This window comes from Sphingobium sp. FW305-3-2-15-F-TSA7 (genome assembly GCF_058787155.1).
This window is the reverse complement of the sequence record NZ_JBYSZM010000001.1, coordinates 152,750-179,666: the sequence shown is the minus strand read 5'-3', so window position 1 is coordinate 179,666 and position 26,917 is coordinate 152,750. Positions and strand designations below refer to the sequence as shown.

The window sequence follows — 26,917 nt, the reverse complement described above, 5'->3', positions numbered from 1 at the left end:
ACCGCTATCGAACATTCGAGTATCGACGGGCCAAGTCGGCGTAATGCATCGAACGGAGCGGCTATGTGTCTGCGCACGCGCACGGACATGCCGCCCGCATCACCCTCGCAAGAGGCGTCGACCTGCCGGCAGGCCCGGCACACCGGCAATGCCGGGCCAGATGCTGCAGTGCAAAGAATTCGACGCTCCCATGGCACCGTTCGCCGATTTCGTTCGTTGGCCGATAACAATTCGTAACGAATCCGCGCTAAGGGAGCCGCGATGTTTCTGCGTCCAGGCAACCCGACGGGGATAAGACACTCGGTATGGACTCGGAACCGGTTTCAGATCGGTGCGGGGGTGATCGTCGCTATCATCCTGCCCTGGCTGGTCCGGATCGAGTTGGCCGAATACGAGCTAGAGCGCTACGGCCTCCAGGCGTCGATGATCGCAACGCTGGTAGCCTTCCTGTCGGGCTTCTACATTCTCGGCCGCCTGGCGCGCTATCCCGGCGTACGATCATCCTATTATATCCTGCCTTCCTTCGCCGCGACCTACGGGCTGGCGCTTGCCGCCTTCTTTTTTCTGCGGATCGATTATAGCCGCCTTCACTTCATCGCGAGCTTCCTTCTGTCGCTGATGTGGTTCTACATCATCTACTTCAAGGTCCAGCGCGAGGCGCGGCTCGTTCTCGGCGTGGTTCCTCAGGGCAACTATGAGCGGCTCCTGACCATCGACCGGGTCGAATGGACGATCCTGCACGAGCGCGACAACATGCCGGTCCAGGCGCTCAACGGGATCGTCGTCGATCTCCACGCCGACCTGAGCGACGAATGGGAACGCTATATCGCCGACCATGCGATCAAGGGCATGCTCGTCATGCATGTGAAGCAGATCGAGGAATCGCTGACCGGCCGTGTCGATATCAGCCATTTGTCGGAGAATAATCTCGGCTCGCTGATTCCGGGGCTGCTGTATGCCAAGGTCAAGCGCATGGCCGACGTGCTCATCACGATCGCGCTGCTGCCGCTGCTGATCCCCGTGCTGGCGATCGTCGCGCTGCTGGTCCGGATGGATTCGCCGGGCCCGGTGATCTTCCGTCAGCAACGCATGGGCTATCGCGGTCATCCGTTCGTGATGTGGAAATTCCGCACCATGGCGCATCGCGACGCCGAGACCGGCGATCGCCGGCTGGCCGCGATGACGCGCGACGGCGACAGCCGGGTCACCCGGATCGGACGCTTTCTCCGCCAGTATCGTGTCGACGAACTGCCGCAGGTCGTGAACATCCTGCGCGGCGAAATGAGCTGGATCGGCCCCCGGCCGGAAGCCATGGCGTTATCGCAATGGTACGAGAATGAACTGCCCTTCTACCGCTATCGCCACATCGTCCGCCCCGGCATCAGCGGTTGGGCACAGGTGCGCCAGGGGCATGTCGCAGAAGTCGACGAAGTCCTGTCGAAACTCCATTACGATTTCTATTATATCAAGAATTTCTCGTTCTGGTTGGACTGCCTGATCGTCGCGGGCACCGTGCGGACGGTCTGGAGCGGCTTCGGTGCGCGCTGACGCCGCTGCGGATGCATAGGTCGTGCAAGCAATTCGAAATCGCGATCGATAGGGCCAAAGCGCTCGGCGCTCCGGATCTGCCCCCTATCTTTCGCCACCACCGGGCAGAGGGAAGGGCAGGAGCCGATCCGGTCCGAACGGGATCGGCTCCGGATGCGGCCGCTGATACCGCCTAAGCGATCGATCGTACGGCGCGCTCGAACAGCGGAAGCTGGTTCTCAACCGAATAAGGCTGGATCGTCCGATTGCCTTCTGCGGCCAGCGCACGCGCCCGCGCGCGATCATGATGGATCGCGATCAACGCCTGCGCGGCCGCTTCAGCATCGTCCTGGGGCACCAGCAAAGCGTTCTCCTCATTGAGATATTGCCGATAATAGCGATTGCCCCAGGCGAGCATCAGCCTCCCCGCAGCAAGCTGCTCCATCAGCGCATTGGATGTGCCGCCACCGCCCGACTCCGCGGAAGAACGCGTAAAGGCCACGCAAACGTCGATGTTCGCGAGCTTCGCGGGAATGTCGGTATTCTCGATGCGGCCGTAGAATTTCACGATACCACGCTTCGCCATCTCGACCACCTGGGGCTCGTGATTGCCGAATCCCCAGACGTGAAACTCGAAATGCGATCGATAGGGGCTTTCGGCGATGCGCTCTGCCATCGACAGGAATTCGAGACTCCCTTTGGCGTCCGACAGCCGGCCGATATAAGCCACCCGGATCGGCCCCTCAAAACTCGGCGGCGGCATTTTCCAGCGCTCCAGCTCAACCCCGTTCTTGATGACCTGCACGGGAAGGTCGTAGCGCGCATAATGTTCGGCAATATCGTCGCCATTGGCGAGCAGCAGATCGCTGCCGCCCAGCAGCCGCGCAGTGAAACGGCGCACGGGCGGATGCAGGAATCCGGGAAGCTTCTTGCTCTTCTCGTCCCAGAAGATCGAGCGCAGCCAGACGATGCGCGGTGCGCGTTTCAGCTTGGGAGCTGCGAGTTGCATCAGCATCTCCATCACCCCCATCGCGATGCTGACGTCGGGCACCTTCACGTCCGGGCGCGCGTAGAATGCTCTTACACGCGGCAACATCGAGTAAAAAAGCGGCCGATGCGTGCGCCCCGCCTGATGGCGGACGAGTTCGAAGCGGTCGCTGCTTTCCGCGAAAGCCTTGGCAATGACAGGGCGACTATCGTCCTTTCCCTCCGATGCCAGCATATGCAGCCGCAGATGCACATTGGGATTGCGCTTCAGCCAGCGCGGCAGAACGGTGTAGCACCATGTCTCGCGACCGCCTTCGGACCGGCCGAGATTGCTCAGGATCAGCAGATCGACACGCAGCGTCGATGAGTCAGATTTCATCGTGGTCAAAACTCCAGGTGATTGGCCCCGTCCAGCCTTCAAGGACACGGGACTTTGTTCAGATCAGCGATCGAGTTTTGGTCTCGATCGCTCCCCTCCCCAGCAGCTCCACCGCATCCGAACGTCCATCGCGATCGGGTCGGCTCCAGAGCGGCCATTCAGTCTCCCCACGCTTTCGAATCCACCGGAACAGCCGGTGCTACACTGCCAAAATAAGCCACCATATCGGTACCGCGAACCAACCGCTCCTCCGACCCTTGCCGACTGATGATGCGCGCCGGCACGCCAGCTATCGTGATCCCGTTTTCAAGGAAAGACTTGGTCACGACTGCATTGGCACCGATGACGCAATCATTGCCGATCACCGTCGCACCGTAAAGCTTGGCGCCGGGGCCGACATAGACATTGTCGCCCAGTTGAGGCGATGCATGATATTTCCGGTTCTCATCGGGTAAATCGACCATCGATCCGCCCAGATTGACGCCAACATGCATTCGACAATTACGGCCGATTCTCACTCTGGGATCGATGATGATGTTCCCATAATGCGGCAAGGCAACCCCCGCACCGAAGACATTCAGCGGAATGCTGTAACCCATACGAATCGATAGTCGACGATACCAGAAGATAAACGGCAAGCGAATGACGGCCGGCCATTTCCTGTTGCTTATATATTCGCAGAATCTCATCAAAACGAGAAATCGTACGCGCGGATCCAGAAAAAAATTGGTTAAATAACTTTTATGGCCGCGACTATATCGATCTGCTTCACAATAGGCTTTGAACTGCGCCCAATCCTCGATCATCCGTAACGCCTTCAATGATTAAGCGCAGGGCGATCGATCAATGTCGGATTATATGCGTTAATCTGGTCTGCGATCCACGGCTTGTCACTGATCCGATCGACGATCACAAAGCCATGGTCGGTCAGGAATTCGCGTACGACCGCCTTTGTGCGGAAGAACTCGACACCCGTTCGCGCAAATTTGAAATCATGACACGATACGCAAAGCACCTTCACCCGATCGATGATATCGGTTGCGCCGCGCAACGCCGGGCGCTCCGCGCCTTCGATGTTCATTTTCAGAAGATCGATCGCGCGCACATCATGCTCCGCACAAATGGCATCGAGCGTATCCGCCTGGACCTGCACCGATGCATCGCCCGATGCGGTCAGTGCGTTGCCGAGATGGGCATCGATATCGACCTCGATCGAAACGATCTCACGCTTGTCCGACGCAGCCAGGTTGAGCGGCGTAACATTGCTCAGCCCGTTCAGCCGGACCGAGCGCTCGAGAAGCGCAAAGATCGTCGGCTGTGCCTCGACCGATATGACGCGCCCGGAGGGGCCGACCTTCTCCGAGAAATAAAATGTTTCCCAGCCAAGATGGGAGCCGATGTCGAGAACCGTATCGCCGGCCTTTGGCGTATACAGATAACCGGTATAATCCCGATTTGCCGCATCGCTCAGTTCCCGTCCGCGGACGCGTGGCCTCGGCTCGACGACAGTGCGATTGCCGAACTGGTGGATCCATCCGTTATCGTAGCGCAGCCCGCTGACGCCACCGGCCGTAAATCGTCCGACGAACGGCAGACCGCCGCTCAGCAACCAACGGGCGCCCGGACGATCCAATGCTGTAATCACCTGCCTGCTAAGACCCATTACGCTTGTCCTCTGCTCGGCTCACAATGTGACGAAACGGGCTTACCCTCCGCCTCGAACGACAACAAGAGCGCTTTTGCCGTGGTTGTATGACAGATGCGCCTTCGCTACCCGCATCGAGAGCAGATATTCGATTGGCACCCTCATGTCCCTTTTCCGCAAGGCCGTCTTTTTCCTTTATTATCTCACCATGGGATCGCATCTGAGAGTCGCGTTGCCACTGAGACGCTGGATATTCAGCACCCTCGCCGGTCGGAAGATCCGCCAGCTCAACATCCGTCCGAATGTCTACGTCACCACGCCTCGCAACCTGCGGCTTGGTGACCGGATATCGATCAATCACAATTGCGTGTTGCTGTGCGAGGGCGGACTGACGATCGGCGACGATGTCTCGATCGCCCACAGCACCTCGATCATCACCACCGAACATTCTTATGACGATCCCGAGATTCCGATCAAAGCGCAGCCGATACAGAAATTGCCGGTTCGCATCGGTTCCAACATCTGGATCGGCGCGCGCGTCACCATTTTGGCGGGCGTATCGATCGCCGACGGCACTATCGTCGCGGCCGGCGCGGTCGTCACCAAGGATATCACCGAGCCCGACACCATTGTCGGCGGCGTGCCAGCCCGATTCATCAAATCGCGTTTCGCCTGATCGGCCCCGGTTCTGCCCGGCGTCTGGCCCGATGGCAGGACGGGCGAGATGCTCAAACAGAGCGATGACCGGCCGCGCGCCTGCGCGTCGCGACGATCAGCGAGACGATGAAGATCGCATATATCATCACGATGATCGTCGATGTCCGCGAAAGATAATCCGCCTCGCTGGCGGTGATCGCCAGTGCACTGAGGAACACGCCGACATATCCCAGCGACGTCCCGATATTCAGCGACAACAGCCACTGGGGTCGGCGGAGGACGAAGACCGCCGTGGCGATCGACACGCTGATGCTCCGGGCGGCCAACATCGGCGCGATCAGGATGAGCAGATCGGCGCTCGGTAACCATTGCTCGCCAAGATAGAGGCTTAGGAACGGCCGCGCGAACAGCAATATGCCAGCGATCAACGCAACGGCGATCGCGGTCGAACTCAGCAGATTGAATTTCAGCTCCGGCCAGAACGACCCCCGTTCCCGATCCGCGCGCGATGCCTTCTGGAAGAAGACCTGACTCAGCGTATCGTTAAAGACACCAAGGGGCGTCACGATCAAACGGTTTGCCATTGCGTAGAAACCGACCACCGCCGGACCGTACAGCGCGAACAGAAACCAGGTCAGCAAGTTGAGCGAGGTCGCGCCAATGATCGCGCTGGGAATGTCGACCGTCACCTGGCGCCGGAATCGTCGAAACGCGACAAGAATCCCGCGCCGACGCGGACGTGCCCAGTGAACGGCGCGGCGCAGCCCCCAAAAGAGCATGGCCGCCTGGATGGCCAGCCCGATGCTGTAACCCAGCATGAGCGCATAGCCGCTGGCCGCAACGAACCCGAACCCGATCTGCACGCCATTTCCGACCAGGGTGCGCGCGACGACCGCCATCGAAGTCAGCCGGTAACCGTCATTGCGCAACAGCAACATCGTCGACGAAGCGCATATGCCGCCCAGAGTCACGGTCAATCCGATCAGCGGCACCGCCAGAAGGGACAATCCACCCGCGATCAGAAAATAGATGAGAAGCACCGCGGACGAAACGAGTCCCGAAACGACGGACAAGCAGATACACAGCCAAAAAACCGACTGAGCCTGATATGGCTTGGCAACGGGTATGGCCAAATCGAAGCGACCGCATGCAATCGCGACCGGAATGGCGACAACCGCGAGGAATACCGCAAAGGATCCGAACTCCACCGGGCTGTATAGCCGGGCAAGCAGCGCATAGCTGAGCAGATTGACGAGCTGAGCCGATGCCGTCCCGGTCAGCAGGGTCATAAAGTGCGCGAAATATTCCCGGCGGTTCATGATGTCGCCCACATTGTTCGATTTCGCCGAAATACGCGCAATTATTCGCTACGCCGAAGCGGTAGAGCCCCGATCATTTGGCTTCATGCCGATGCAAAGCCGATGCAGCTGCGCAGACATCGTCGGCATAAAGCGGAGCCGATTCCCAATGGTCATGAGCCGCCCGCGAGATCTTGGCGAAAGCGTCGGGATCGGAAAGCAGATCGACAATCGCCGCAGCTGCCGCGTCGAGATTTCGAGGGTCGACCAGCACCCCGGTTCGCCCCGGCTGCACATAATGGGCCATCTCCCCGACTGGTGTGACGACCGGGACCAGACCGAGTTGCATCGCCTCGACCACCGACATCGCCATGCCTTCATGCCGGCTGAGCTGCAGGAAGAAGGAGTGTCCCGCGGCGACACCGGCAATGCGGTCGCGCGCAACCGGACCCGGAAAAACGACACGGTCGGCAACGCCCAGTTCGACGACAAGCGCCTCCAACCGCGCCTTGTCGCCATGATCGGGGCCCCAGGCCTCAAATCGCGCATCGACGCCAAGCGAGACCAACCGCGCGATCAACCGGATGGCATCGTCGATGCCCTTGATCGGGTTCAGCCGCCCCCAACTGACAAATCTTGCCGCAGGCGCCTGCCCGACAAGCATTTCGGGACGGTTCGTGACGAACGATATGATCCGCGTACGTGCGCTGCGCGGGATGTCACTGCGTTCGGCAAGCGTAGCCGGCGAATCGCACCATACTTCATCTGAAAATCGTGCACCGATCCAGGACATCAGCGCATCCGGGAAATGCCTGGTTTTGGCGCTGTGAACGAAAAAGGCGGTTCGGGTCGCTGGCCGAAACAGCTTGATCAGCAGAGCGAGGGGGACGCTGCGCCATAGCGAGAAGATGACGACGTCAGGCCGCTCAGCCCTCAATCGCTTCCATGCGCGCCAGAATGCCCCGACGCCCGAACCATTCGACATCGCAATCCGATCGGTCCTCGATGCGAAGGTATTCCCGGTGACGAAGTGCAAGCGAAACTCGCAGGCCAGCGTATCGCTTTCCGCCATCGATCGTGCAGCGGTTTCGACCCCGCCAAGGGCATCGGCCGGGATGATATGCGCAATGCGCGGTGCCTTGGATGTCATGCCTGGCCAACCTTCGCGCGGTGAATCCGGTCGAGCGCGATGATACAGGTCCGTCCATCGAACCACCGCGGAAGCCGGTATATTCCCATCGTCGGTCGCAGCCCGGCTGACCATCCCCAACCGTTTGGCGGGATAGCGCCGCTGCTGCCAATGGCCCGACAGTTATGCTTGGCTGTTGTCATCCGAAACCTTCCAGTTGCACATGGCTCGAGCATCCAAGATGCGCGCAGGCAGCCGCTAGCCGAAGAGCGATAACGACCCTGCAAGTTCTAGATGAAAATGAGTTCATGCGTGCTGCCGATACGATGTGCCGAACCCCATTTGCGGCCTCCCCAGCGCCTTGGGCGGCGCTTTCCGGCCATCCAGTCCGACGCACGCCCGGTGAGAATGGGCCAGATGCGTATGGTTGCGCATGAGCCCATCGCTTTCCGCCCCCGATCGCGCAGCGGTTTCGCCCCCACCAAAGGCATCGGCCGAGACCATGTGCGTGATGCACGGCGCCTCGGGCGTCATGCCCTGCTCGCCTGCGAACGACGGATGCGATCGAGTGCGGCGATGCAGGGTCGTTCACTGAACCACCACAGAATCCAGCATATCCCGACTGTTGGCGGCAGCGCAAAAATCCACCCCCAATAGCTTGATACGACGGCGTCGCCGAAACCAACAACCTGAAGAATGGCCAACAACATGCCAAGTATGGCGACATGATAAACGTAAATAGAGTAACTGAAATATCCGAAATTGAATCTTGAAAATCCAAACTTGTCTGGCAAATTCCTGATCAGGATAACCGTAGAAATAGAGAACATCAAATTTCCAACCAGGTTCGTCCCGCCATATATTTTCTTTACAGCTATTGTAGACAAAAATACCGCCACAATAATAAAGTAAAACTTCCACCCTTCAATCTTTGGTATTCTATCTAGTGACGTGTAAGCAAAAGCACCCAATGCGAACATAAACAATTCTTGCGTCAAAAAATTGAATGCGAAGTTTGATGGATTGAACTTTATGCCAAACATGAAAAATGAAATCAGCATTCCAATCGACGCTACGCCGAAGGTAATCAGGATACGATCCTTGGTGCAGAGAATGAATGGAGCCATCGCATAAAAGATGACTTCATAAGGCAACGACCAGAATTGTTGCGTCAATGGCGTATGCACGTCGATATAGACCGCAATCTGTGCAACCCGGTCGATGTCGCACAAATCAGCCGCGCATCCCCGTCCGAGCCTGGATTGGGTCCCGAGGGCGGTGACGACCAGGCATACCAGCACGGCAAAGGCGAGCGCGGCGAGATAAGTGGGCCACACGCGAATCACGCGCTTCAGATAGAAGCGGGACCGGCTTCGCGTCGTACCGACGCTGTGCGCCATCGCAAATCCGCTCAACACGAAGAACAATACGACGAATTCCGTGCCGAGCGTCGTCAGTTGCAGAGCGGCAACGGCCAGCTTGTCCAGTAGTGTCGAATCGCCCTTTGCGAGAATGGCCTCTCCGCCGACAAAGAAATTGCCGCGGCTATGATTGATCACGACATAGAGCGCAGCGATTCCCCGCAGAAAATCGATATTCGCAGTGGGAATCCGGGCACGCTCAGGCCGCAAGCCGTCATCGACAGGCCGATTCTGCTCGACGGTCGTCATCGGAAGCCCTCCAGTTCAACATGGTTCGAGCATCCAGGATGCAGACAGAAGGCCGATAGCCGACGCAGGAAGACAACCCAGGGAGCCCATGACGCGAATGAGATCGCTCGTGCCGCCGATGCGATATGCTGAGCCGTCATTTGCAAGCGTCAATCGCGCCCCAGATAGAGCTTGTAAGGCACCCAGTTCGACGTGTGCCCGGCAAAGTTGAGCCAGGTGAACAGGATCACGCCGGAGTAGAGTATGACGGCAAGCACGACCTGCCCGTTCTCTCGCCCCGCCTTGCCCAGCGCCCTGGGCAGCGACGCCAGCACGAAGACCTGCAACGGGATCAGATACAGCGCCAGTCGGTCGACCAGAGTCGACCCGCTCAACAGCATCAATGCCGGAATGCAGGCAAGCGCCGCGAGTGACATGTTACGCCAGAGCTTGCGTTCGACCTCGCCCAGATCAAAGCGGTGCTGATTGAGCAGGAAGATGATTGCCGGAATCGCATTCATCGCGACGCGAATCCCTGCGCCTTCTGAATTATACTCGGTTTCGATGTAACCATAGACCAGTCGATCGACGGCACTGTCAACAAAGAGATAATAGAGCATCGCCGCCATCACGCCCAACGCGAGCGCGGTCGGAACGCGGCTGCGCGTGCTTGCAAGCGCAGCGAGCGGAAGTACGAATACCGCAGTCTTGTGGAAGGTGACGGCAACGATCGTCCAGAGCGCGAATTTCACGAGCGACCCCCGTGTGAACATCGCCAGCGCCAGCATCACCAATCCGATCGCGACGCCCTGACGAGAATAGCCCATCGCCACGACGACGACGAGATAGGGCACGGCAACCACCATGCCCAGCCAGGGCCGCGGCAGAGTCCGCACAAAGGCGATGAGCCCCCAGGCGAAGATTGCGCCGCAGGCAAGATTGACCCCGCGCATGCCAAGCCCGAGCTTGTTGGAAATCCAGTTGATGAGGTAATAGCCGGGATCACCCTGTCCCAATATCTGTGCCAACGACAGAAAACCGACGCGTTTATAGTGCGCCAGATAGCTAAACCAGTCGGCACCGATTTCGAAACGCATGCCGATGATGAGCGCAATGAACACACCGCCCAGTGCCAAGGCCTGGTTCGGAACCGCGCTACGGCCTTGCCTCTTGCCGCCGCCCTCGAGCGCGAAGATCGCACATAGCGAGAAGAGCAACCAATAAGCGATCATGCGGTCCCGTTCCCAGTGCGTAACGTGGTGGGCGTCGCAGCCCCCCGAGTGCTTGGCAAGGGCTCATAACGTCGATCGTTACGCATATCCTTAATTCGACACGCCTATTGCGACGGGGCGCCGCGCGAACGGGGCGGAACCAGCTGTTCGCAACTGACAGTATGGCTAGAGATGGTTGGAATCATGCTGGGATTCTGCCCGATCACAGTCTGCGCCAAACGAAGATTCGGAGTGCCCCGTTGAAAATCGCAATCTCGATCAACACGAGCTGGAACGTGGTGAATTTCCGGGCCGGTCTGATCCGCGCCCTGGTCGCGCGTGGGCATGAGGTCATCGCGGTCGCGCCGACCGATGCGCATTCGTCGCGGATCGCCGATCTCGGTGCCCGTTTCGTCGCACTCGAGATGGCCGGGCGCAGCCGATCGCCCATGCACGATATCGGTCTGACACTCAGATATCGCGCGCTGTTCAGGCGTGAAAAGCCCGACATCTATCTGGGCTTCACGATCAAGCCGAATCTCTATGGCTCGATGGCGGCCCACAGCCTGGGCATTCCGGTAGTCAACAACATCACCGGCCTTGGCAAGACCTTCGACGGTGGCTGGGTCAACCGCATCGTCGTGGAGCTCTATCGCGTGGCGTTGAGCCGCTCGCGCACCGTATTCTTCCAGAACCGCGACGATCTGGCATTGTTCACCGCGCACGGACTGGTGGCCGACGAGGTCATCCGGCTGCTGCCCGGCTCGGGCGTCGATCTCGATCGGTTCAAGCCCGTCCGGCGCAACGATGAAGCCCCCTCGTCGCCGTTCACCTTCCTTCTCGTGGCGCGGCTGCTCTGGGCAAAGGGAATCGCGCAATATGTCGAGGCCGCACGCCAGATTCTGCGCTCGCACCCCGACACGCGGTTCCAGATCGTCGGCATGATCGACGAATTCGGCGCCGACGGCGTACCACGCACCGCGCTGGACGAATGGCAGGCCGAAGGCGTGCTCGACTATCTCGGACCCTCCGACGATGTCCGCCCGCATATCGCCGCGGCAGACTGCCTGGTGCTGCCGACCTATTACCCCGAGGGCACGCCGCGCATCCTGCTCGAAGGCGCCGCAATGGGAAAGCCGTTGCTGACGACCGACATTCCCGGCTGCCGCGACGTGGTCGAGGACGGCGTCACCGGCCGTCTTTGCACACCACGCGATGTCGCCGCGCTCCATGCGGCGATGATGGATCTGCGCCAAATGACACCAACGGCACTGGCGGACATGGGTATGGCGGCCCGGCACAAGGCCGAGCGGGACTTCGATGAGGCCATCGTCGTGAAACGCTATCTCGACGCGATCGACGCAGCGGTTGCCGCATAGCGACGATCTACGGTCGGTTCGGTTCGAATTGAACCGGATCGACTCGGAATTTCCTTTATTTGCTGTGTTTTATCTTCGATCTGCGGCTCCGAACCGGCAGGCGATTCCACTTGCCTCGAAATCACTCCAGCCCTTACGGCATGCCGCAACCCCACGCGTAGATGATTGGCCGGCTGCTACCCCCTCACACCGGAATTCAACCCGCCGAAAGATGTCGGGCAGCGCGACCACTGCGCCTTTCGGGTGTGGCACCTGCAGCCATGAGGCCGAGGCACATTGCGAAGACTGCTGCAATCGCAGCGGTGCGCAACGGATAATCGACAATGCTGTGCGCGAGGAGCGCGCCTGACGCAATCGTCGCCGCGCGCGCGAAGTGAAGCGGCTCGGCAGACTTCCAGATCGCCGCCGCCCGGGCAGTCCACCAAAGGAGAAACAGCAGGATCAGCGCCACGCCAGGCACCCCCAGTTCAAGCGCGAGTTCGATATAATCGTTGTGAACATGGTTCATATAGGTCTGCGTCACCTGCGCAGGATCCTCATAGGTTCGATATATCTCGACAAACGAGCCGAGCCCGGAGCCCGTCGGCAGATGCTCTCCAGCGGCGATGAGGCCGATTCTGAAGGAACCGTAGCGGGAATCGACTTGCGCCGCCTCTGCTCCGGTCAGGTTGTTGAATGGGCTGTTGAACACCAGTGCCGTCGCGGTGATCGTCAAAACCATAAATACACCGGCGTGCCAGAGGCGCGGCTTGAGCCTGAGCCCGATGAACAGGCTGGCAGCCAACACCGGCACCCCCAATCCCAATCCCGCGAGTGAGCCATTGGTGAATATACCGATCGCCACCAGCACGCCCGCGCCGACCAGCAGCGCGGTCAATCCCTGCGCCCGTCGGCTGGATCCGGATCGTCCCCGGACCGACGCCAGCAATGCGGCCAGGAAAGGCATCGCCACAAGCAGAAGACTGGCCATATGATTGACGTTCGCGAAAAATCCGGTCGCGGAGCCAAAATTCGTAATCTCGTAAAAATACCATGGTGAAGTGCGCGGATAACCGCTCGACTTTTGCAACGCGCCCACACCTATCGCCACGACGGTGACGGCCAGAATCGTAGCCGCCATCCAGCTTGCACGCACCGATCGCAACCGCACGACAGCAAGCAGGACGGCAATGGCGGGAAGCAGCCAAAGGACCGAGCTCAGCGTGGCATGCGGAGACAGCGAGATGGGCAGCCAGGGCAGGGCTTGGCCCAGCATCCGGAACCCTTCGACGATATGGCCTCGTCCCGGAATGTTGGTCCATATCTCGGGTGGCAATGGAATCAGCTGGATCGCAACCATGCCCAGACCTGCTCCGCAGATCGAGAACAGCTGACGGACGGTGAGTGGCGTGGCCCCTTCGCTCCGCACCGACAACGCGACACAGATGATCGGCAGAGCCAGGAGTTGGAGCAATGCATTGGCCCAGATTCCGCGGACACTGCCCCCCAATATAAGACACAGTGCCAGATAGAGCGGCAGGATCGACAGGCGGACTATGCGCATCACCGTCCCGCCTCTCTTTTGAGATCGAGAGCGTCAATCACGACATGACTGGAGCCGCCGACATCTCGCGGCGTACCGCCAAGTGCCAGCCACTGGCCCGCACAATTTTCCGGTACGTCGAAACCGACCCGGGCGACCGTCTTGCGTCCGCTGGTTCCCGGCAGCGGCAACAGCCCGAGGATCGCGCGATTGGATGCGCAGCTCAGCCGCCACTCCAGACCGGTCGTCGGATCGCTTTCCTCGCTCGAAAAGCTTACCGACAGACTATATCGCCCCGGCTGGAGAACGAGCAATTGGCGCGCCAGCTCGGCAGCATCGCGTCCGAAATATTCGACCACAAGCCCCTGCCCCCTGGTCGGCTCGGCCACCCCGGGTCCGCCATCGGCGAATTTCCAGCTAAACGGCAGAGGTGCCGGGCGAAGCTCGAAGCGGGAATCGAAAATCCCGTTTTCCGTCGTGACTCCTGCGAATCGCCGCCAGACCATATGCGCCTCCGCAACCCGCCCCTTGACCACCAGCGTATTGAGGAAGGCACCCTGCCACGATGGTGCCCGTCCCTTTGGTCCACTGCGACGGAGGGGGTCGGCAAGCGCGAGAATGGTCGACGGGTCGGCACCGGCCTTGACCAGTTCGAGAAGCATCGCATCGTGCAGCGCGGGATTCAATCGCAGCGTCCGATGAAGCGGCGCCCGAATTTCGGGTGCCGTTGCGAGTTTTGCAAGCTCTGGAGCGAGCGGAGTCACCAACGCCGGCGCCAGTCGGGCAAGATCCATCAACGCGCGAAAACCTCGCTCATAGTCGCCCGTCTGGAGCAGGTTCTGATAGAGCAGCATGCGCGTCAACTGCGATCGGGGATCCCGTCGCAGCGCTTCGGCAAGCAACCGGTTGCCCTCTGCGCCCCGCCCCGCCGCCATCGCCGCGGCGCCGTCGAACAGGAAGGGTTCGGCGGCAAGCGGGCTCTTCCGCAGAGCGGCGTGGCCGCGTCGGACGATCGCCGGCGACGACACGGGCTGGCCGCTGGCGTCCGCCACGAATTCGGACGACGCGATCGCGAGATCGATCTGCGGATTGCCCGGTGCCAGCGGCTCGACAAGCGCTGCGGTGCCCGTATTCGAGCCGTTGATCGCCGCAGTCCGCACCACCAGCCAACCACAGCCCAAGGCGAGAACCGCCATCAGGATCAGTCGCGTCACCGACGTCGTCACTCTTCCCACAACCAGCCCGAATGCCCTTATTCGTCGCCCTGCTGCTCGATCAGCCTGATCTCCAGCTCACGCTTGTCGACGCTGCCGCCATATTTGTACGGCTCATAGCTATACCCATAGCCATAACCATAGCCATGCGACTGGCGCTTGAACTTTGTCAGCACGGCACCGAGGATCTGGCTACCGGAGGACTGGAGGCGATTGATCGAATCCACCGCAACCTTTGTGCGCGTGCGGCTGCTTTCGACCACCATCAGCGTGCCCTGGCACACCGCGCCAAGCAAAGGCGCATCGGCCAGGCCGAGCACGGGTGGCCCATCGACGATGACCATGTCGAAGCGGGAAAGGGCCTCGGTGATGAGCGCGGTGAACCGGCCGGTCGCCAGAAGCTCCGCCGGATTGGGCGGCAGCGGCCCGCACGGGATCAGCCACAGATTCTCGAAATATGTCTTGAAGGTCTGGCTGCTGAGCGGTTCGTGGTTGGTCAGCAACTTGGAAAGGCCGCGATCCTCCGCCTTGACCTTGAAGGTCGGCTTGCGGAGATCGGCGTCGATCAGCAACACACGCTGGCCAAGCCGCGCAAAATTCTGCGCCATGGCGAGCGCGGTGCTCGACTTGCCTTCCGCCGCCCTGCAACTGGTGATCAGCAGCGATTTCGGCGCGCCATTGTCGGTGGTGAATTGCAGCGACGTCCTGAGCGAGAAATAGGCCTCCGAGATGTTGGAGGTCTGATCGTCGAGTTCCTCGGCAAGCGACTTCTGGCCCGTCATCCGCGGGATCACGCCGAGCGAGGCGAGGCCCAGCTTGTCACGCACATCGTCGGGCGTGGTGATCGTGTCGTTGATGAATTCGATGACGAACGCACCGCCGATGCCGACGACCAGGCCCAGGCCGAGACCGATCGCCAGGTTGAACGGCAGGTTCGGCGAATAAGGCGCCCCCGGCACTTCCGCGCGGTCGACGATCGAAACGAGATTGGTGCCGACACCGCCGGCAACGCCAATCTCCTTATAGCGCTGCAGCAAGGCGTCGTAGAGCGAGCGGTTCGTGTCCACTTCGCGCTGGAGGATATTATATTCGATGCTGCGGCCGCGCAGATTGATCACCGATCCCTTCAACGACGCGACGCGCGCCTGCAGCGTGCGTTCGGCTGCGGCCGCGGCCTGATAGTCGGCAAGCAAGGTGTTGGATCGGCCACTCGCCGTACGCGCGCCTTCGCTGCGGATCTGGCGGCCAAGTTCGTCGATACGCGAGCGGAGGCTGATCATATCCGGATAGTCCGGCTTCATCGTGGCCAGCTTCTCGCGATACTCGGCCTCGAGCGTGACACGCTGCTGACGAATGGCCTGCGTGCTCTCGTTGACTTCGGCGGTGATGCCGACGGCAGCGGTCTGGCGATAGGCCTGTTCCGCGGCGATACGCTTGGTCTGCGCCTCTGCAAGCGCCTGGTTCAGCGCGACCAGCGATGCGCCCTGCAGCGAATTGACGTCACTGCCGACCTCACCCTTCAATTGCGTCGCCGTATTGATGATCCCTTGCGCCTGCGCATATTCGACGAGCTGGCGCTCGGACTTTTCCAGTTCGCCCTTCACTTTGGCGATCTGCTGCTGGAGGAACGTGCGCGCATAGGACGACGCTTCGTAGCGGCGCTCGAGGTTGGTCGCGATGAAACTGTCGGCGAACTTGTTGACGACTTGAGCCGCGAGCGCGGGCGAGGTCGCCGAATAGCCAATCTTGATGAGCTGTCCGGAGGGCGCGGGCTGGACGGAAAACCCCTCGGTCAGCTTGCCGACAGCGATCTTGGCGCGCTGTTCGCGACTGCCGCCATTGGGGACGAATTCGGCGTTGGACGCCAGATTCAACTCTTGCGCAACCCGCTGGGCAAGACTTCGGCTTTGCAGCAGGCCGACCTGCGTCGCCAGATAATCGCCATTCTTCGCGGCTTGTGCCTGCCCCTTGGAATCCTCGAGAATTTCAACCGTCGGCGGATTGATCTCGAGCGTCGCCGTGCCTCGGTAGAGCGGCGTGGTGAACAGCGTCAGCAGCACCGCACCGGCCAAACCCACAGCGATCGCCCCGACGATCAGCCAGCGCCATTCCATGATGATCCGCAGGATCGCGGCCAGGTTGATGTCGCCGCCTTCCGAGCCGCCATAGCTCCGCTGGCCGCCACCGGATGGCAGCGCGATGGCGCCACCAGTCCGACGGACGATCTGTCGGACGCGAAAGTCCGATCGATCGATGTCCTGATTGGTCATGTCTGGCGGAAATCCCTTTATTTGGTTCGGCCGACTCAGATCGGCAGGAAAGTGAAGAAGGGCACGGTCTGGAGGATCTGCTTCTGCGCGGCCTTGATCGCGGATCCGTCGACCATGATGATATCGCCGGCATAGACCGACGGATCATCCATCTGCCCGCGCCGGATGCTGACGAGATCGAACGCGGCGGCAACCCGCTTGCCCTTGATCTGGCGGAAGATCGCGACCCGCTTGGGATTGGCATTCTCATCGGCGCCGCGCGCCATCGCGACTGCCTGCATCAAGGTCATCGGCCCATCGACCTGGAAGATGCCCGGCTGGCGGACCGATCCGTCGACGGTCACGTTGCGGCGGGTCGACGATTTGATGCCGACGCTGACGTCGGGCGATTGCAGATATTTCTCGCCGAATTTCTCGGTCAGCACGGCATCGAGTTCGGCAGTCGTCATGTCGACGGCCTTGAGCTCGCCCAGCAGCGGCAGCGAAATGCGGCCGGTGAGGTCGACCTGATATTCGCCGGACAGGTCCGCCATCTTGAAGACGGTGATCTTCAGCGTGTCCATCGGCGCGATCTTGTAGCCGTCCTCCAGCGCGAAAGTGACGGGTTCGTCCGGCTTTCCGAAATCCTGCACATCATAGGGGATCGGCCCGCCACGCGTGCCCGCGCAGCCGGCGAGCAGGAGCAGCAAGGTCGAAATCAGGACGAAACAGGCCGCAAAACGAACGGCAGATCGGTCGGCTTTGACGAATTCCATAACGCGATCATCCTCCGGCGCATCGGACTTGCCCGGGTCGATAACGACCCGGGGCATGGTACGGGTCCGTAACGTCGGTCACGGACAATGTTTCCCATCTTACGCTTCGGCCGTTAACGAAACTTTCCTCGAGCCCTCAGAAAGGCTGGCTTTGCTGGTTTTCAGAAACCATCTCCGATCATCCTCCACGGCCAGGGCAGTCAACATGCCGGTGCGATAGGCACCCGTATCGATCCCGATCCGGTTTGGCTGTTCATCGACGTCATCGACGACCGTATGGCCATGAATCACGACAAATCCGTGATCGGTCCGGTCGGTCAGGAACGGCTCGCGAATCCAGTGAAGATCCGCCGGAACCTGATCGCCCAGCGGCACGCCTGGCCGGATTCCGGCATGAACGCACAGATAATCGCCGAAGCGGAAGGTGTCGCCGAAGCTCCTCAGGAACGTCCGGTGCATGCGCGGGATCTTTGCCCGCATCCGCTCGATCGCGGCGTCGGGATCGATCTGCGCCAGCGTGTCGGGGTCCAGCCCATAGCTCGCGACACAGGTGTCGCCGCCGAATTTCAGCCAGTCCGCCAGGATCTCGCCTTCCCCTTCGAGAATGCGCAGCAGTGCCTCTTCATGGTTACCGCGCAGGAAAACCGGAAACAGACCCAATGGCGCATAGGTGCGCAGCCGCTCGACGACGCCCGCCGAATCCGGGCCCCGGTCGATGAGATCGCCGAGAAAGACCATGAATGTCTTTCGCGGCGCCCTTCCCGCCAGATCCTCGGCAACCGCGTTCAACAGCTCGTCCAGAAGGTCGAGCCGTCCATGGATATCGCCGATCGCGTACAACCGGCAGTCGGACTTGCCCTGGCATCGGCGCTGCGCGCCACTCCGCCGGAACAAACCCGTTCGAAAGAGATCCGACATGGCCGACCCCTTTTTACTCAATAGATCGTTGTTCATACTCATTGACCGAAAAGCGTTCTCAACCTGTGAACGTGTCGATTGAAAAAGGCGACGCGATTTGTGCGACGCAGCGACGATTTAGAGGATTTGAGCGACGAACAGCACCGTCAACGGGGCGAACGCCGCGCACAGCGCGTGCTGAATCATATGAACGATCCGCGGCGCCCATGGATCCGCCCCCTGAGTGGGGGGCGGATGATGCCGCGGCAGGCTGGCGACGATCAGGCTGGCCTCAAGCGAGAGGCTCTGGCGAGAGGTGTTGATGAGCTGCCCCAGTTCCGCCGCCACCCGGCCTTCGCCATCGTGACGATAGGCAAGCAGATTATGGTAAATGAGCCGAAGGCTCCGCTCGAGATCGACCTCCCCACCGCGCGCGTTGCGCAATATCGCGCGCGGCACCCGGAACGGGCCTTGCACGCTCCACCAGCCAAGCAACCCGGTGATCAGGCTGGCGCGTAGCGCTTCCTTGCGCGCGCAATTGGGGCAGAAATTGCCGACATCGTGCAGCCGCCAGCTATAGACGAGTGCCGATATGATGATCGGAAAGCGGATATGGCGCGGCTGCAAGGCAAGATCGCCGCACCGGTCGCAACGCAGCGGCGCCACCGCCACATGGTTTTCGCCCAGTTCCTCCTGTTCCGGCGCGTGCCAGCTTTCCTGGACGGCTTCGCCGGCGGTGAGCGCCCGATAGGCCTCTGTGATCTGCTGGAACCGGGCATGCGCGCGCGCGGCGGGATTGACGTCGGGGTGCCATTTCTTGATCAGCCGCACATAGGCCGACCGGATCAGTTCGGGCGACGCGCCACGCTTCAGGCCGAGCGCCCGATAATGATCCTGATCTGCGACGGGCGCGTCAGGCGGCATCGGCCAGCCCCTGCATTGTCAACGGCATCCGTCGGTTAACCGACATTCTTAGTGAAAACCGTCGACATCGAAGGCCAGGCTGTACACACGTCGCATGACGATCACTCCTACGCGCGATCCCGCTAACAGAATCTAACCAATATGCCGGAATCGCGGAAGACCGGAAGGAGTGCGGTTATTCCTTACCGGTTCGCGCCGGCGCCTTCAGCACCATCGGCAGTCCGGCCACCATCAGCACCGCTTCGCCGACACAGGCAGCGATGGCCTGGTTGATCGTACCGGCGACATCCCGAAATCGCCGCGCCAGGACATTGTCGGGCACGATGCCCAACCCGACCTCGTTCGAGACCAATATGATCGGCCCGCGTGCCGCCGCGATCGCTTGTACCAGCCCCTGCGTCTCAGCGGAGATGTCGCGATCGGCGAGCATCAGATTCGACGCCCAGAGCGTCAGACAATCGACGAGCAGGACCGCTTCCGGCCCGGTCTCCGCCGCGATCGCCGCCGCCAGGTCGAGCGGCGCCTCGACCGTCCGCCAGCGGCCGCCGCGATCGGCGCGATGGCGATCGATGCGATCCTTCATCTCGTCGTCGAACGCCTGCGCAGTGGCGACGAACACCAGGTCGCCCGGCATCGCCTCCGCCCGCGCCTGTGCGTAGCGGCTCTTGCCCGATCGCGCGCCACCCAGCACGAACAGCGTCCGTGCGGTCATGCGCCTGCACCGGAAAGCGCGATCAGCGCGTCGATATCCAGATGATGTTCCAGCGCGTCGGCAATTTCGTCGAGCGCCGCGTCGATCGAGGCGCGATAATCGCGGCCGCCGCCTTCGACACCGATCCTCCCCAGCAGCGCGCGGCGCTGATCCGCATCCGATAACAGCCCATGGACATAGCTGCCCAGCACCGTCCCGTCGCTGCCGATCGCGCCGTCACGCCGGCCATCGTCGAAGATGGCGAAGGGGTGTGCGGTGTCCGGCCCCTGTGTCTCGCCCATATGCATCTCATACCCCTCGAACCGTGCGCCAAGCGCTTGGCCCGTCACCGAACGCAGCGTCTTGGCCCCCGCCAGGACGGTTTCGACATCGAGCAGGCCCAGGCCGTCGATCGACCCCGGCGGCCCTTCCAGCCCATCGGGGTCGGCGATCCGCTTGCCGAGCATCTGATAGCCGCCGCACAGGCCCAGAATCGCGCCGCCGCGGCGATGATGCGCGCGGATGTCGATATCCCAGCCTTCGGCGCGCAATGCGGCAAGATCTGCGATCGTCGCCTTCGATCCCGGTAGAACGATCAGCGCGGCATCGGCGGGGATCGGCTGACCCGGCGGCACCATGACCAGTTCGACATCGGGTTCGAGCTTGAGCGGATCGAGATCGTCGAAATTCGAGATGCGCGGCAGGATCGGGCAGGCAATGCGTTTGCGCCCCTCGACGCGCGACGTCGCCTTTTCGAGTATCACCGCATCCTCGCTGGGCAGGCGTGCGGTGGCGGACAGCCACGGCACCACACCGAAGCCGCGCCAGCCGGACAGCATCTCGATCTGGCGATAACCGTCCTCGAACAAGGCCGGATCGCCGCGAAACTTGTTGATGATGAAGCCCCGGATCATCGCGGCGTCGGCCGGATCGATCACCGCCCTGGTGCCGACGATCGCCGCGATCACGCCGCCACGGTCGATATCGCCGATCAGCACGACCGGAACGCCGGCCGCGCGCGCAAAGCCCATATTGGCGATGTCGCCCGCGCGCAGGTTGATCTCGGCGGGCGACCCCGCCCCTTCGACCATGATGATATCGCATTCGGCCCGCAGCCGGTGATAGCTTTCGAGCACTTCGGAAAGCAGCGCGCCGCGCGCTTCGCGGAAATTGCCCGCCCCCAGAATGCCGCGAACCTTGCCGTGGACGATCAGCTGCGAGCTGTGATCGGCTTGCGGTTTCAGCAGCACGGGGTTCATGTCGGTGTGCGGCGGAACGCGCGACGCGATCGCCTGTAGCGCCTGTGCCCGCCCGATCTCGCCGCCATCGGTCGTCACCGCGGCGTTGTTCGACATGTTCTGCGGCTTGAACGGGCGAACCCGTAGCCCACGATTGGCGAGCGCGCGGCAGACCCCGGCGACGAGCACCGACTTGCCGACGTCGGAGCCGGTTCCCTGGAACATCACAGCAGCCATGCGACACCTCCTGCGATGGCCCAGAGGCACAGGCAAGCGCGGATATAGATGGCGAGCGCGCGGCGGATATCATCGGCACCGGCAGCGCGTGCACCCTCGCCGATCCAGTGCTTGTCATGGACCACGCCATCATAAGCGATCGGCCCTGCAAGCCCGATGCCGAGCGCCCCCGCCATCGCGGCTTCGGGCCAGCCGGCATTGGGGGAGGCATGTTTGCCCGCATCGCGCAGCATCATGCGCCAGCCGCCGCCACCGCCCAGGCAGACGAGCATGCCCGCGATCCTGGCGGGGATCAGGTTCATCAGATCGTCGGTGCGCGCCGCCGCCCAACCAAAGGCGCGCCAGCGCTCCTCGCGATGGCCGATCAGGCTGTCGGCGGTGTTGATCGCCTTATAGGCCCAGATGCCGGGCAGGCCGAGCAACAGCAGCCAGAACAGCGGCGCGACGACGCCGTCGCAAAAGCTCTCGGCGAGGCTTTCGATCGCGGCGCGCGCAACGCCGCCTTCGTCGAGTTCGACGGTATCCCGCCCGACGATCATGCCGACCGCGTTCCGCGCACCGGGCAGGTCGCCGGCGTCGAGCGCCGTCGCGACCGGCCGGACATGATCGTAAAGGCTGCGCTGCGCGAGACCGGGTGCCGCAAGCAGCGCGATTGCCCACCAGCCCCAGGGTCCGAACGCGGCGAGCAGGAGAGTGTGCAGCCCCGCGCCCACACCGCCCGCGATCAGCAGCAACAGCCCGACCGTCACGATTCCCATCGCCCGGCGAAATCTCTGACCCCGCCATGGCTGGTTCCAGCGGCTCTCCGCGCCGGTGATGATGCGTGCGAAGAGACCGACGGGATGGCCGATCCGCCGATAGAGCGGCTGCGGCCAGCCGATCGCTGCCTCGACCGTCAGCGCCACCAGCGCGACCGGCTCAGCCATGGCGCAGCGCCCGATCCAGTCGATCGAGCGCGGCATCGCTGCCGGGCAGGCCGATGCGGAGCCAATGCGGGTCATAGTCGAATGGCCGCGTCAGGATGGCGCGACGCGCCAGCCGGTCGAACAAAGCCGCCGCCGCATCGGTTTCGATCAGGCGGAACAAGGGACAGTGGCCCCGCGCGACCAGGCCATGGGCGGCCAGCATGGCATCGAGCGCCGCCGCATCGTCGATCAGCCGCTGCCGCATAGCCCCCGCCCAATCCAGATCGCGATAGGCCGCGATGCCGATATCGAGCGCGCCCGTCGAGATCGGCCAGCTGCCGAGTTTTGCCCGGAAACGTCCGATCAGCGACCGGGGCCCCAGGACGAAACCCAGCCGGACCCCCGCCAGACCGAAGAATTTACCGAACGAGCGGAAAATGACGAGCCGCCGATCGTCGGCGACCAGGCAGGCGACGCTGATGTCGGGCGACGTATCGGCAAAGGCTTCGTCGACGACGAGCCAGCGCGCGCCGGCCGACAGCCGGTCGAGTATATCGGCCGAGACGATCCTGCCGTCCGGATTGTTCGGATTGGCGACGATCATATGCGCCGCCGATCGCGTATCGAGCGCCTCGAATGGGATTTCCGCGCTGTCGGCGAACATCTCACCATGCGTCCGATAACCGGGCGCGACATAAGCCGCATCCCCGGGCAACAGGTCGCCGAGCAATCTCAGGCCGATCTCGGTGCCGGGCACGGCACAGACATAAGCGGGATCCACGCCGAACCAGGCGGCGGCAACGGCCTCCAGCTCGATCAGCCGATGCGGGTCGGGCAAGGCGCGCCAATCGATCGTCAGGCCGTTTGCGCCCGGCCAGCCATGGGGATTGATCCCGGTCGAAAGATCGAGCCATGGCTCGGCCGCATCGCCATAGGCCGCGCGCGCTTCGCTCATCCGGCCGCCATGAAAGGTCCAGCGGCCGGTCATGCGATGCGGGTCGCGATCAGCACCGCCAACAGCAATCCCGTCTCGACAAGCTCGATGCCCGCGCCATGCCCGTCGCCCGAGATTCCACCCAACGTCCAGCGGATCCGCCATGTCCATCCGGCGATCAGCAACGGCGCGATCAGCAAGGCGGGCACCATCCATACCGCGCCGCTCAGCATGAGCGACCAGAGGATCAGGTCGATCGGCCGCACCGCCGACCGGAAGCGCGCGGCAAGCCCCTGATGAAGCGGCGGCAGCCACAAAGTCCAGGCAAGCGGCCCGATCCGCGCTGCGAAGGGCAGCAGGATCAAGGGCAACAGCAGGCGCGCATCGACCAGTGCGTGGAGCAGGATCAGCTTGGCGATCAGTTGCAGGACGATCGCGACCACGCCGAAGCTGCCGACATGCGGATCGGCAAGCACGGCCAGCAGTTTTTCGCGATCCTTGTGCATCGCGCCGCTCGCATCGGCGAGATCGGACAGGCCGTCGAGATGGAGCGCACCGGTCACCGCCACCCAGGTGGCGAGCGCCAGCAGCGCGCCGATCCAGGGATCGACCAGGTTCCCCGCCCAGGCCGCGCCCGCGACCAGAGCGCCGACCACGACACCGACCGCGGGAAACCAGCGCATCGACGCTGCGAACGCCGCTTCGTCCGCATCGATGCGCGGCGTCGGCAGCCGCGTCAGGAATTGCAGGGCGAGGATGAAGCCCTTCACGGCCAGAGTCCGACGATCTGGGCGGAGCGCCGCTCGCCCGGCCAGACCTGCAGCGACAGCAACGACGCATAAGGCAGGTCGAATGCCCAGATCTGGCGCTGATCGAACCCGCACAGCACGGCGAGCGCCGCGCGCATTGCGCCGCCATGGCTGACCACCAGCGTATCGCGCGCCAGCAGCGTGTCGATCGCGGCGGACACGCGCGACACCAGCGCCGACCAGCGCTCGCCGCCCGGTGGTGGATTGGCGTCCGGATCGTCCCAGAAACGGCCGAAAGCGGTCTGGTCGATCTCGCTTGCCGCCTTGCCGTCCCAGTCCCCGAAATCGAGTTCGCGCCAGCGCGGATCGATGACGAGCGGCAAGGCCAGCGCCTCCCCCAGCGCTTCGCCCGCAAGCTGCGCACGCGAAAGATCGGAGGCGATGAGCGTGTCGACCGCGAGCATGCCCGCCTGATCGACGCATGCGGCGATGCCGTCAGGCGTCGGCGGACTATCGGTGCGCCCCATCATCCGCCCGGTCGTCTCGGGCGCGCCATGGCGGAGAAGATGGAGCAGAAAGCCGCTCATCCCGCGTCCGACACCCCCGCTTCGACAAATGTCGCCATGTCATTATGCGCGGCAAGGGCGGAGCGGATCACCGCAACGGCGACCGCCGCACCACTGCCTTCGCCGAGCCGCATGTCGAGCGCGAGCAGGGGATCGAGCCCCATCCTGTCGAGCAGCCGGGCATGGCCCGGTTCCGCCGAGCGATGCCCAGCCATGCAATGATCGGTGATCGCGGGGCATGTCGCAACGATCGGCGCCAGCGCGGCGCAACTGATGAAGCCATCGAGGACGACCGGCACGCGCAGATGCCGCGCCGCCACGACCGCGCCGGCAATCGCGGCGATCTCGCGTCCGCCCAGCCGTCGCAATGTTTCGAACGGCGTGTTCGGCGCATCGCGATGGAATGCGATTGCACGTTCGACGACGGCAATTTTGCGCGCGATGCCGGCGGTGTCGACACCGGTCCCCGGCCCAACCCAGTCTGCGGCCGAACCGCCGAGCGATCGGGCGCATAGTGCGGCCGCTGCGGTCGAATTGCCGATCCCCATCTCACCGACGACGAGCAGGTCCAGCCCGGCTTCGACCATCGCGGCGCCCGCCGACAGCGCGGCAAAGCACTCCAGCTCGGTCATCGCCGGCGCGGTGGTGAAATCGGCGGTCGGTCGGTCGAGATCGAGCGCGACCACCTTCAGTTCCAGCCCGGCGGCTGATGCGAGCGCATTGATCGCCGCCCCGCCCGCCTCGAAATTGGCGACCATCTGGACGGTCACTTCCGGCGGAAAGGCGCTGACGCCATGCACGGTGACGCCATGATTGCCCGCGAAGATCGCGACACGCGCGCGATCGATCGCGGGCAGCGCCCGTCCCTGCCAGCCGGCGAGGAAGATCGCGATATCCTCCAGCCGGCCGAGCGAACCGGCGGGCTTGGTCAATTGCGCCTGACGGTCGCGCGCCGCCGCAACCGCATCGCCATCGCTGCCGGGCAGCGCGCCCAGCGCGGCTTCGAACGCCGCGACTGTCGCGAAACCGGTCATTCCGCCACCACGAAGCCGGCGGGCGGCGTCCGCGTGATGAAATGGCCCTTCACCCCCTGCGGCCATGACGCGAACGGCACCCGGCCGTGATCGCTTTCGGCGTAATGAACGGCATAGTCGAGGATGGCGCGGGCGGCATCCTCATCGGGCGTAAAGCGGCCCATGACATAACCGACCTTGTCGGGTGCGCGGAGATGGACGGTGCAGAAATCGCCGCATGCGAACAGGCACGGCATGTCCTGCACCGCGATCCCGTCATAACGAGGATCGGACGCCTTCACCGCACGCAACGCTTCAGCCAAACGCGCGCCGCCGCGCCGCCCCTCGCCATCCTCACGCGCGTCGCGTGCGTGGCGGCAGGTGCTGCAGGCGACCACAGCCGGCCCGTCCTCTACACGCCGGAGCATCGTTTCACCTCCTGGCGCACCAGATCGTGCGCCGTCTGCCGATCGGACCGCAGCGTTTCGACCACATGCCGGAGACGGTCATTCTCCGCCTCCAGCGCGGCGGCCCGGCGCAGCAACGCCGCGTCGGGCACATGACGGGTCATGCGGCGGCGGCCCGACCGCGCGCGGCGGGCACGCCCAGCGCGACAAGGCCGTGATACAGCGCGAACAGGCCGATCAGGATCGCACCGTTGCGCAGGAACTGGCGCGCGAGGATATCCGGATCGAGCGTCGTCGCCACGCCGCCCAGCCAGAAGGAGAAGGCCAGGATCACCAGCTTGAAGGCGACGAAGCCCACGCCATAGGCCATGGCCAGCCGCAGCGCGGTGGATCGGCCACCCAGGCGATCGAGCGCGGCATAGGCGGCGGCGGCCGAGCCCAGCGCGGCGACCGCCAGGCCGATCGCCCAGCCCGTCGTGGTCTCCTTCATCTCATAACCCAGGATCAGGAAGCCGGTGAGCTGGCTGGCGAGCCAGGCGAGCCCCATCAGCGTCATGCCGTCGCGGCGATGCATATGAACGGCGGCGAGCGCGGCGAGCGCGGGAAACGGCGTCGCGCAGGACAGGACGAGCGTCGTCACGGTGCTCGCCACGGTCAGCAGCATGATCCAGATCGTGGAGGCGCCGCGCTGCGATATGCGACTTTCGGTATTGATCGTCATCGTCATTCTCCGC

26 protein-coding genes are annotated in these 26,917 nt (G+C 62.7%); 3 read left to right on the top strand and 23 right to left on the bottom strand.

Going from position 1 to position 26,917, the window contains the following annotated elements:
- Nucleotides 1-339 precede the first annotated feature (339 nt).
- Nucleotides 340-1,548: a sugar transferase gene (locus AC3WN8_RS00865; RefSeq protein WP_492667468.1), complete on the top strand. Its 1,209-nt coding sequence runs from the start codon at nt 340-342 to the stop codon at nt 1,546-1,548.
- A 172-nt stretch (nt 1,549-1,720) separates the two neighbouring features.
- On the opposite strand, the gene AC3WN8_RS00860 is transcribed toward AC3WN8_RS00865, so the two are convergent.
- The 3 genes from AC3WN8_RS00860 to AC3WN8_RS00850 form a co-directional block, all read right to left on the bottom strand.
- The gene (locus AC3WN8_RS00860) at nt 1,721-2,893 is read right to left on the bottom strand and encodes a glycosyltransferase (RefSeq protein ID WP_492667467.1); all 1,173 of its coding nucleotides are present in this window, start codon (nt 2,891-2,893) and stop codon (nt 1,721-1,723) included.
- A gap of 158 nt (nt 2,894-3,051) precedes the next feature.
- Complete coding sequence (locus AC3WN8_RS00855; RefSeq protein ID WP_492667466.1) at nt 3,052-3,699, bottom strand: serine O-acetyltransferase; 648 nt, start codon at nt 3,697-3,699, stop codon at nt 3,052-3,054.
- Between the two features lie 11 nt (nt 3,700-3,710).
- Nucleotides 3,711-4,556: an FkbM family methyltransferase gene (locus tag AC3WN8_RS00850; protein WP_492667465.1), complete on the bottom strand. Its 846-nt coding sequence runs from the start codon at nt 4,554-4,556 to the stop codon at nt 3,711-3,713.
- A gap of 28 nt (nt 4,557-4,584) precedes the next feature.
- On the opposite strand from AC3WN8_RS00850, the gene AC3WN8_RS00845 reads away from it, so the two are divergent.
- Nucleotides 4,585-5,214 carry an acyltransferase gene (locus AC3WN8_RS00845; protein WP_492667464.1) on the top strand — a complete coding sequence of 210 codons (630 nt, stop codon included), beginning with the start codon at nt 4,585-4,587 and terminating at the stop codon, nt 5,212-5,214.
- A gap of 52 nt (nt 5,215-5,266) precedes the next feature.
- Here the strand turns inward: AC3WN8_RS00845 and AC3WN8_RS00840 are convergent, their stop codons facing one another.
- The 4 genes from AC3WN8_RS00840 to AC3WN8_RS00825 form a co-directional block, all read right to left on the bottom strand.
- Nucleotides 5,267-6,484, bottom strand: a complete 1,218-nt coding sequence (locus AC3WN8_RS00840) for an oligosaccharide flippase family protein (RefSeq protein ID WP_492667562.1) — start codon at nt 6,482-6,484, stop codon at nt 5,267-5,269.
- A 103-nt stretch (nt 6,485-6,587) separates the two neighbouring features.
- Nucleotides 6,588-7,643 carry a glycosyltransferase family 4 protein gene (locus AC3WN8_RS00835; RefSeq protein ID WP_492667463.1) on the bottom strand — a complete coding sequence of 352 codons (1,056 nt, stop codon included), beginning with the start codon at nt 7,641-7,643 and terminating at the stop codon, nt 6,588-6,590.
- Nucleotides 7,644-8,152: 509 nt separating this feature from the next.
- Nucleotides 8,153-9,292, bottom strand: a complete 1,140-nt coding sequence (locus AC3WN8_RS00830) for an acyltransferase family protein (RefSeq protein ID WP_492667462.1) — start codon at nt 9,290-9,292, stop codon at nt 8,153-8,155.
- Nucleotides 9,293-9,441: 149 nt separating this feature from the next.
- Complete coding sequence (locus AC3WN8_RS00825) at nt 9,442-10,503, bottom strand: EpsG family protein (RefSeq protein WP_492667461.1); 1,062 nt, start codon at nt 10,501-10,503, stop codon at nt 9,442-9,444.
- A gap of 239 nt (nt 10,504-10,742) precedes the next feature.
- On the opposite strand from AC3WN8_RS00825, the gene AC3WN8_RS00820 reads away from it, so the two are divergent.
- The gene (locus tag AC3WN8_RS00820) at nt 10,743-11,861 is read left to right on the top strand and encodes a glycosyltransferase family 4 protein (RefSeq protein WP_492667460.1); all 1,119 of its coding nucleotides are present in this window, start codon (nt 10,743-10,745) and stop codon (nt 11,859-11,861) included.
- Nucleotides 11,862-12,057: 196 nt separating this feature from the next.
- On the opposite strand, the gene AC3WN8_RS00815 is transcribed toward AC3WN8_RS00820, so the two are convergent.
- From AC3WN8_RS00815 to AC3WN8_RS00740, 16 genes are all read right to left on the bottom strand, one after another.
- Nucleotides 12,058-13,404 carry an O-antigen ligase family protein gene (locus AC3WN8_RS00815; RefSeq protein WP_492667459.1) on the bottom strand — a complete coding sequence of 449 codons (1,347 nt, stop codon included), beginning with the start codon at nt 13,402-13,404 and terminating at the stop codon, nt 12,058-12,060.
- Nucleotides 13,404-14,597: a hypothetical protein gene (locus AC3WN8_RS00810; RefSeq protein WP_492667458.1), complete on the bottom strand. Its 1,194-nt coding sequence runs from the start codon at nt 14,595-14,597 to the stop codon at nt 13,404-13,406. Before AC3WN8_RS00810 ends, AC3WN8_RS00815 begins: the two co-directional genes overlap by 1 nt.
- 38 nt (nt 14,598-14,635) lie before the next feature.
- Entirely contained in the window at nt 14,636-16,867 is a 2,232-nt protein-coding gene (locus AC3WN8_RS00805; RefSeq protein WP_492667457.1) for a GumC family protein, read from the bottom strand.
- Nucleotides 16,868-16,902: 35 nt separating this feature from the next.
- Nucleotides 16,903-17,679 carry a polysaccharide biosynthesis/export family protein gene (locus tag AC3WN8_RS00800; protein ID WP_492667456.1) on the bottom strand — a complete coding sequence of 259 codons (777 nt, stop codon included), beginning with the start codon at nt 17,677-17,679 and terminating at the stop codon, nt 16,903-16,905.
- Between the two features lie 42 nt (nt 17,680-17,721).
- The gene (locus tag AC3WN8_RS00795) at nt 17,722-18,540 is read right to left on the bottom strand and encodes a metallophosphoesterase family protein (protein ID WP_492667455.1); all 819 of its coding nucleotides are present in this window, start codon (nt 18,538-18,540) and stop codon (nt 17,722-17,724) included.
- A 117-nt stretch (nt 18,541-18,657) separates the two neighbouring features.
- On the bottom strand, nt 18,658-19,443 hold the full coding sequence (locus AC3WN8_RS00790) for a J domain-containing protein (protein WP_492667454.1): 786 nt from the start codon (nt 19,441-19,443) through the stop codon (nt 18,658-18,660).
- A 175-nt stretch (nt 19,444-19,618) separates the two neighbouring features.
- Nucleotides 19,619-20,155: a bifunctional adenosylcobinamide kinase/adenosylcobinamide-phosphate guanylyltransferase gene (gene cobU / locus AC3WN8_RS00785; RefSeq protein ID WP_492667453.1), complete on the bottom strand. Its 537-nt coding sequence runs from the start codon at nt 20,153-20,155 to the stop codon at nt 19,619-19,621.
- Nucleotides 20,152-21,609: a cobyric acid synthase gene (locus tag AC3WN8_RS00780; protein ID WP_492667452.1), complete on the bottom strand. Its 1,458-nt coding sequence runs from the start codon at nt 21,607-21,609 to the stop codon at nt 20,152-20,154. The genes cobU and AC3WN8_RS00780 overlap by 4 nt, the downstream gene beginning before the upstream one ends.
- Complete coding sequence (gene cbiB, locus AC3WN8_RS00775) at nt 21,597-22,535, bottom strand: adenosylcobinamide-phosphate synthase CbiB (RefSeq protein ID WP_492667451.1); 939 nt, start codon at nt 22,533-22,535, stop codon at nt 21,597-21,599. The genes AC3WN8_RS00780 and cbiB overlap by 13 nt, the downstream gene beginning before the upstream one ends.
- Complete coding sequence (locus AC3WN8_RS00770; protein ID WP_492667450.1) at nt 22,528-23,502, bottom strand: threonine-phosphate decarboxylase; 975 nt, start codon at nt 23,500-23,502, stop codon at nt 22,528-22,530. The genes cbiB and AC3WN8_RS00770 overlap by 8 nt, the downstream gene beginning before the upstream one ends.
- Nucleotides 23,499-24,218 (bottom strand): adenosylcobinamide-GDP ribazoletransferase, encoded by a 720-nt coding sequence (locus AC3WN8_RS00765; RefSeq protein ID WP_492667449.1) that lies wholly within the window; start codon nt 24,216-24,218, stop codon nt 23,499-23,501. Before AC3WN8_RS00765 ends, AC3WN8_RS00770 begins: the two co-directional genes overlap by 4 nt.
- Nucleotides 24,215-24,784, bottom strand: coding sequence for a histidine phosphatase family protein (locus tag AC3WN8_RS00760; RefSeq protein WP_492667448.1), 570 nt, complete (start codon nt 24,782-24,784; stop codon nt 24,215-24,217). Before AC3WN8_RS00760 ends, AC3WN8_RS00765 begins: the two co-directional genes overlap by 4 nt.
- Entirely contained in the window at nt 24,781-25,797 is a 1,017-nt protein-coding gene (gene cobT, locus AC3WN8_RS00755) for a nicotinate-nucleotide--dimethylbenzimidazole phosphoribosyltransferase (protein WP_492667447.1), read from the bottom strand. Before cobT ends, AC3WN8_RS00760 begins: the two co-directional genes overlap by 4 nt.
- Nucleotides 25,794-26,204 carry a DUF1636 domain-containing protein gene (locus AC3WN8_RS00750; protein ID WP_492667446.1) on the bottom strand — a complete coding sequence of 137 codons (411 nt, stop codon included), beginning with the start codon at nt 26,202-26,204 and terminating at the stop codon, nt 25,794-25,796. Before AC3WN8_RS00750 ends, cobT begins: the two co-directional genes overlap by 4 nt.
- Complete coding sequence (locus AC3WN8_RS00745) at nt 26,189-26,347, bottom strand: hypothetical protein (protein WP_492667445.1); 159 nt, start codon at nt 26,345-26,347, stop codon at nt 26,189-26,191. Before AC3WN8_RS00745 ends, AC3WN8_RS00750 begins: the two co-directional genes overlap by 16 nt.
- Nucleotides 26,344-26,904 (bottom strand): hypothetical protein, encoded by a 561-nt coding sequence (locus AC3WN8_RS00740; RefSeq protein WP_492667444.1) that lies wholly within the window; start codon nt 26,902-26,904, stop codon nt 26,344-26,346. The genes AC3WN8_RS00745 and AC3WN8_RS00740 overlap by 4 nt, the downstream gene beginning before the upstream one ends.
- Nucleotides 26,905-26,917: the final 13 nt, after the last annotated feature.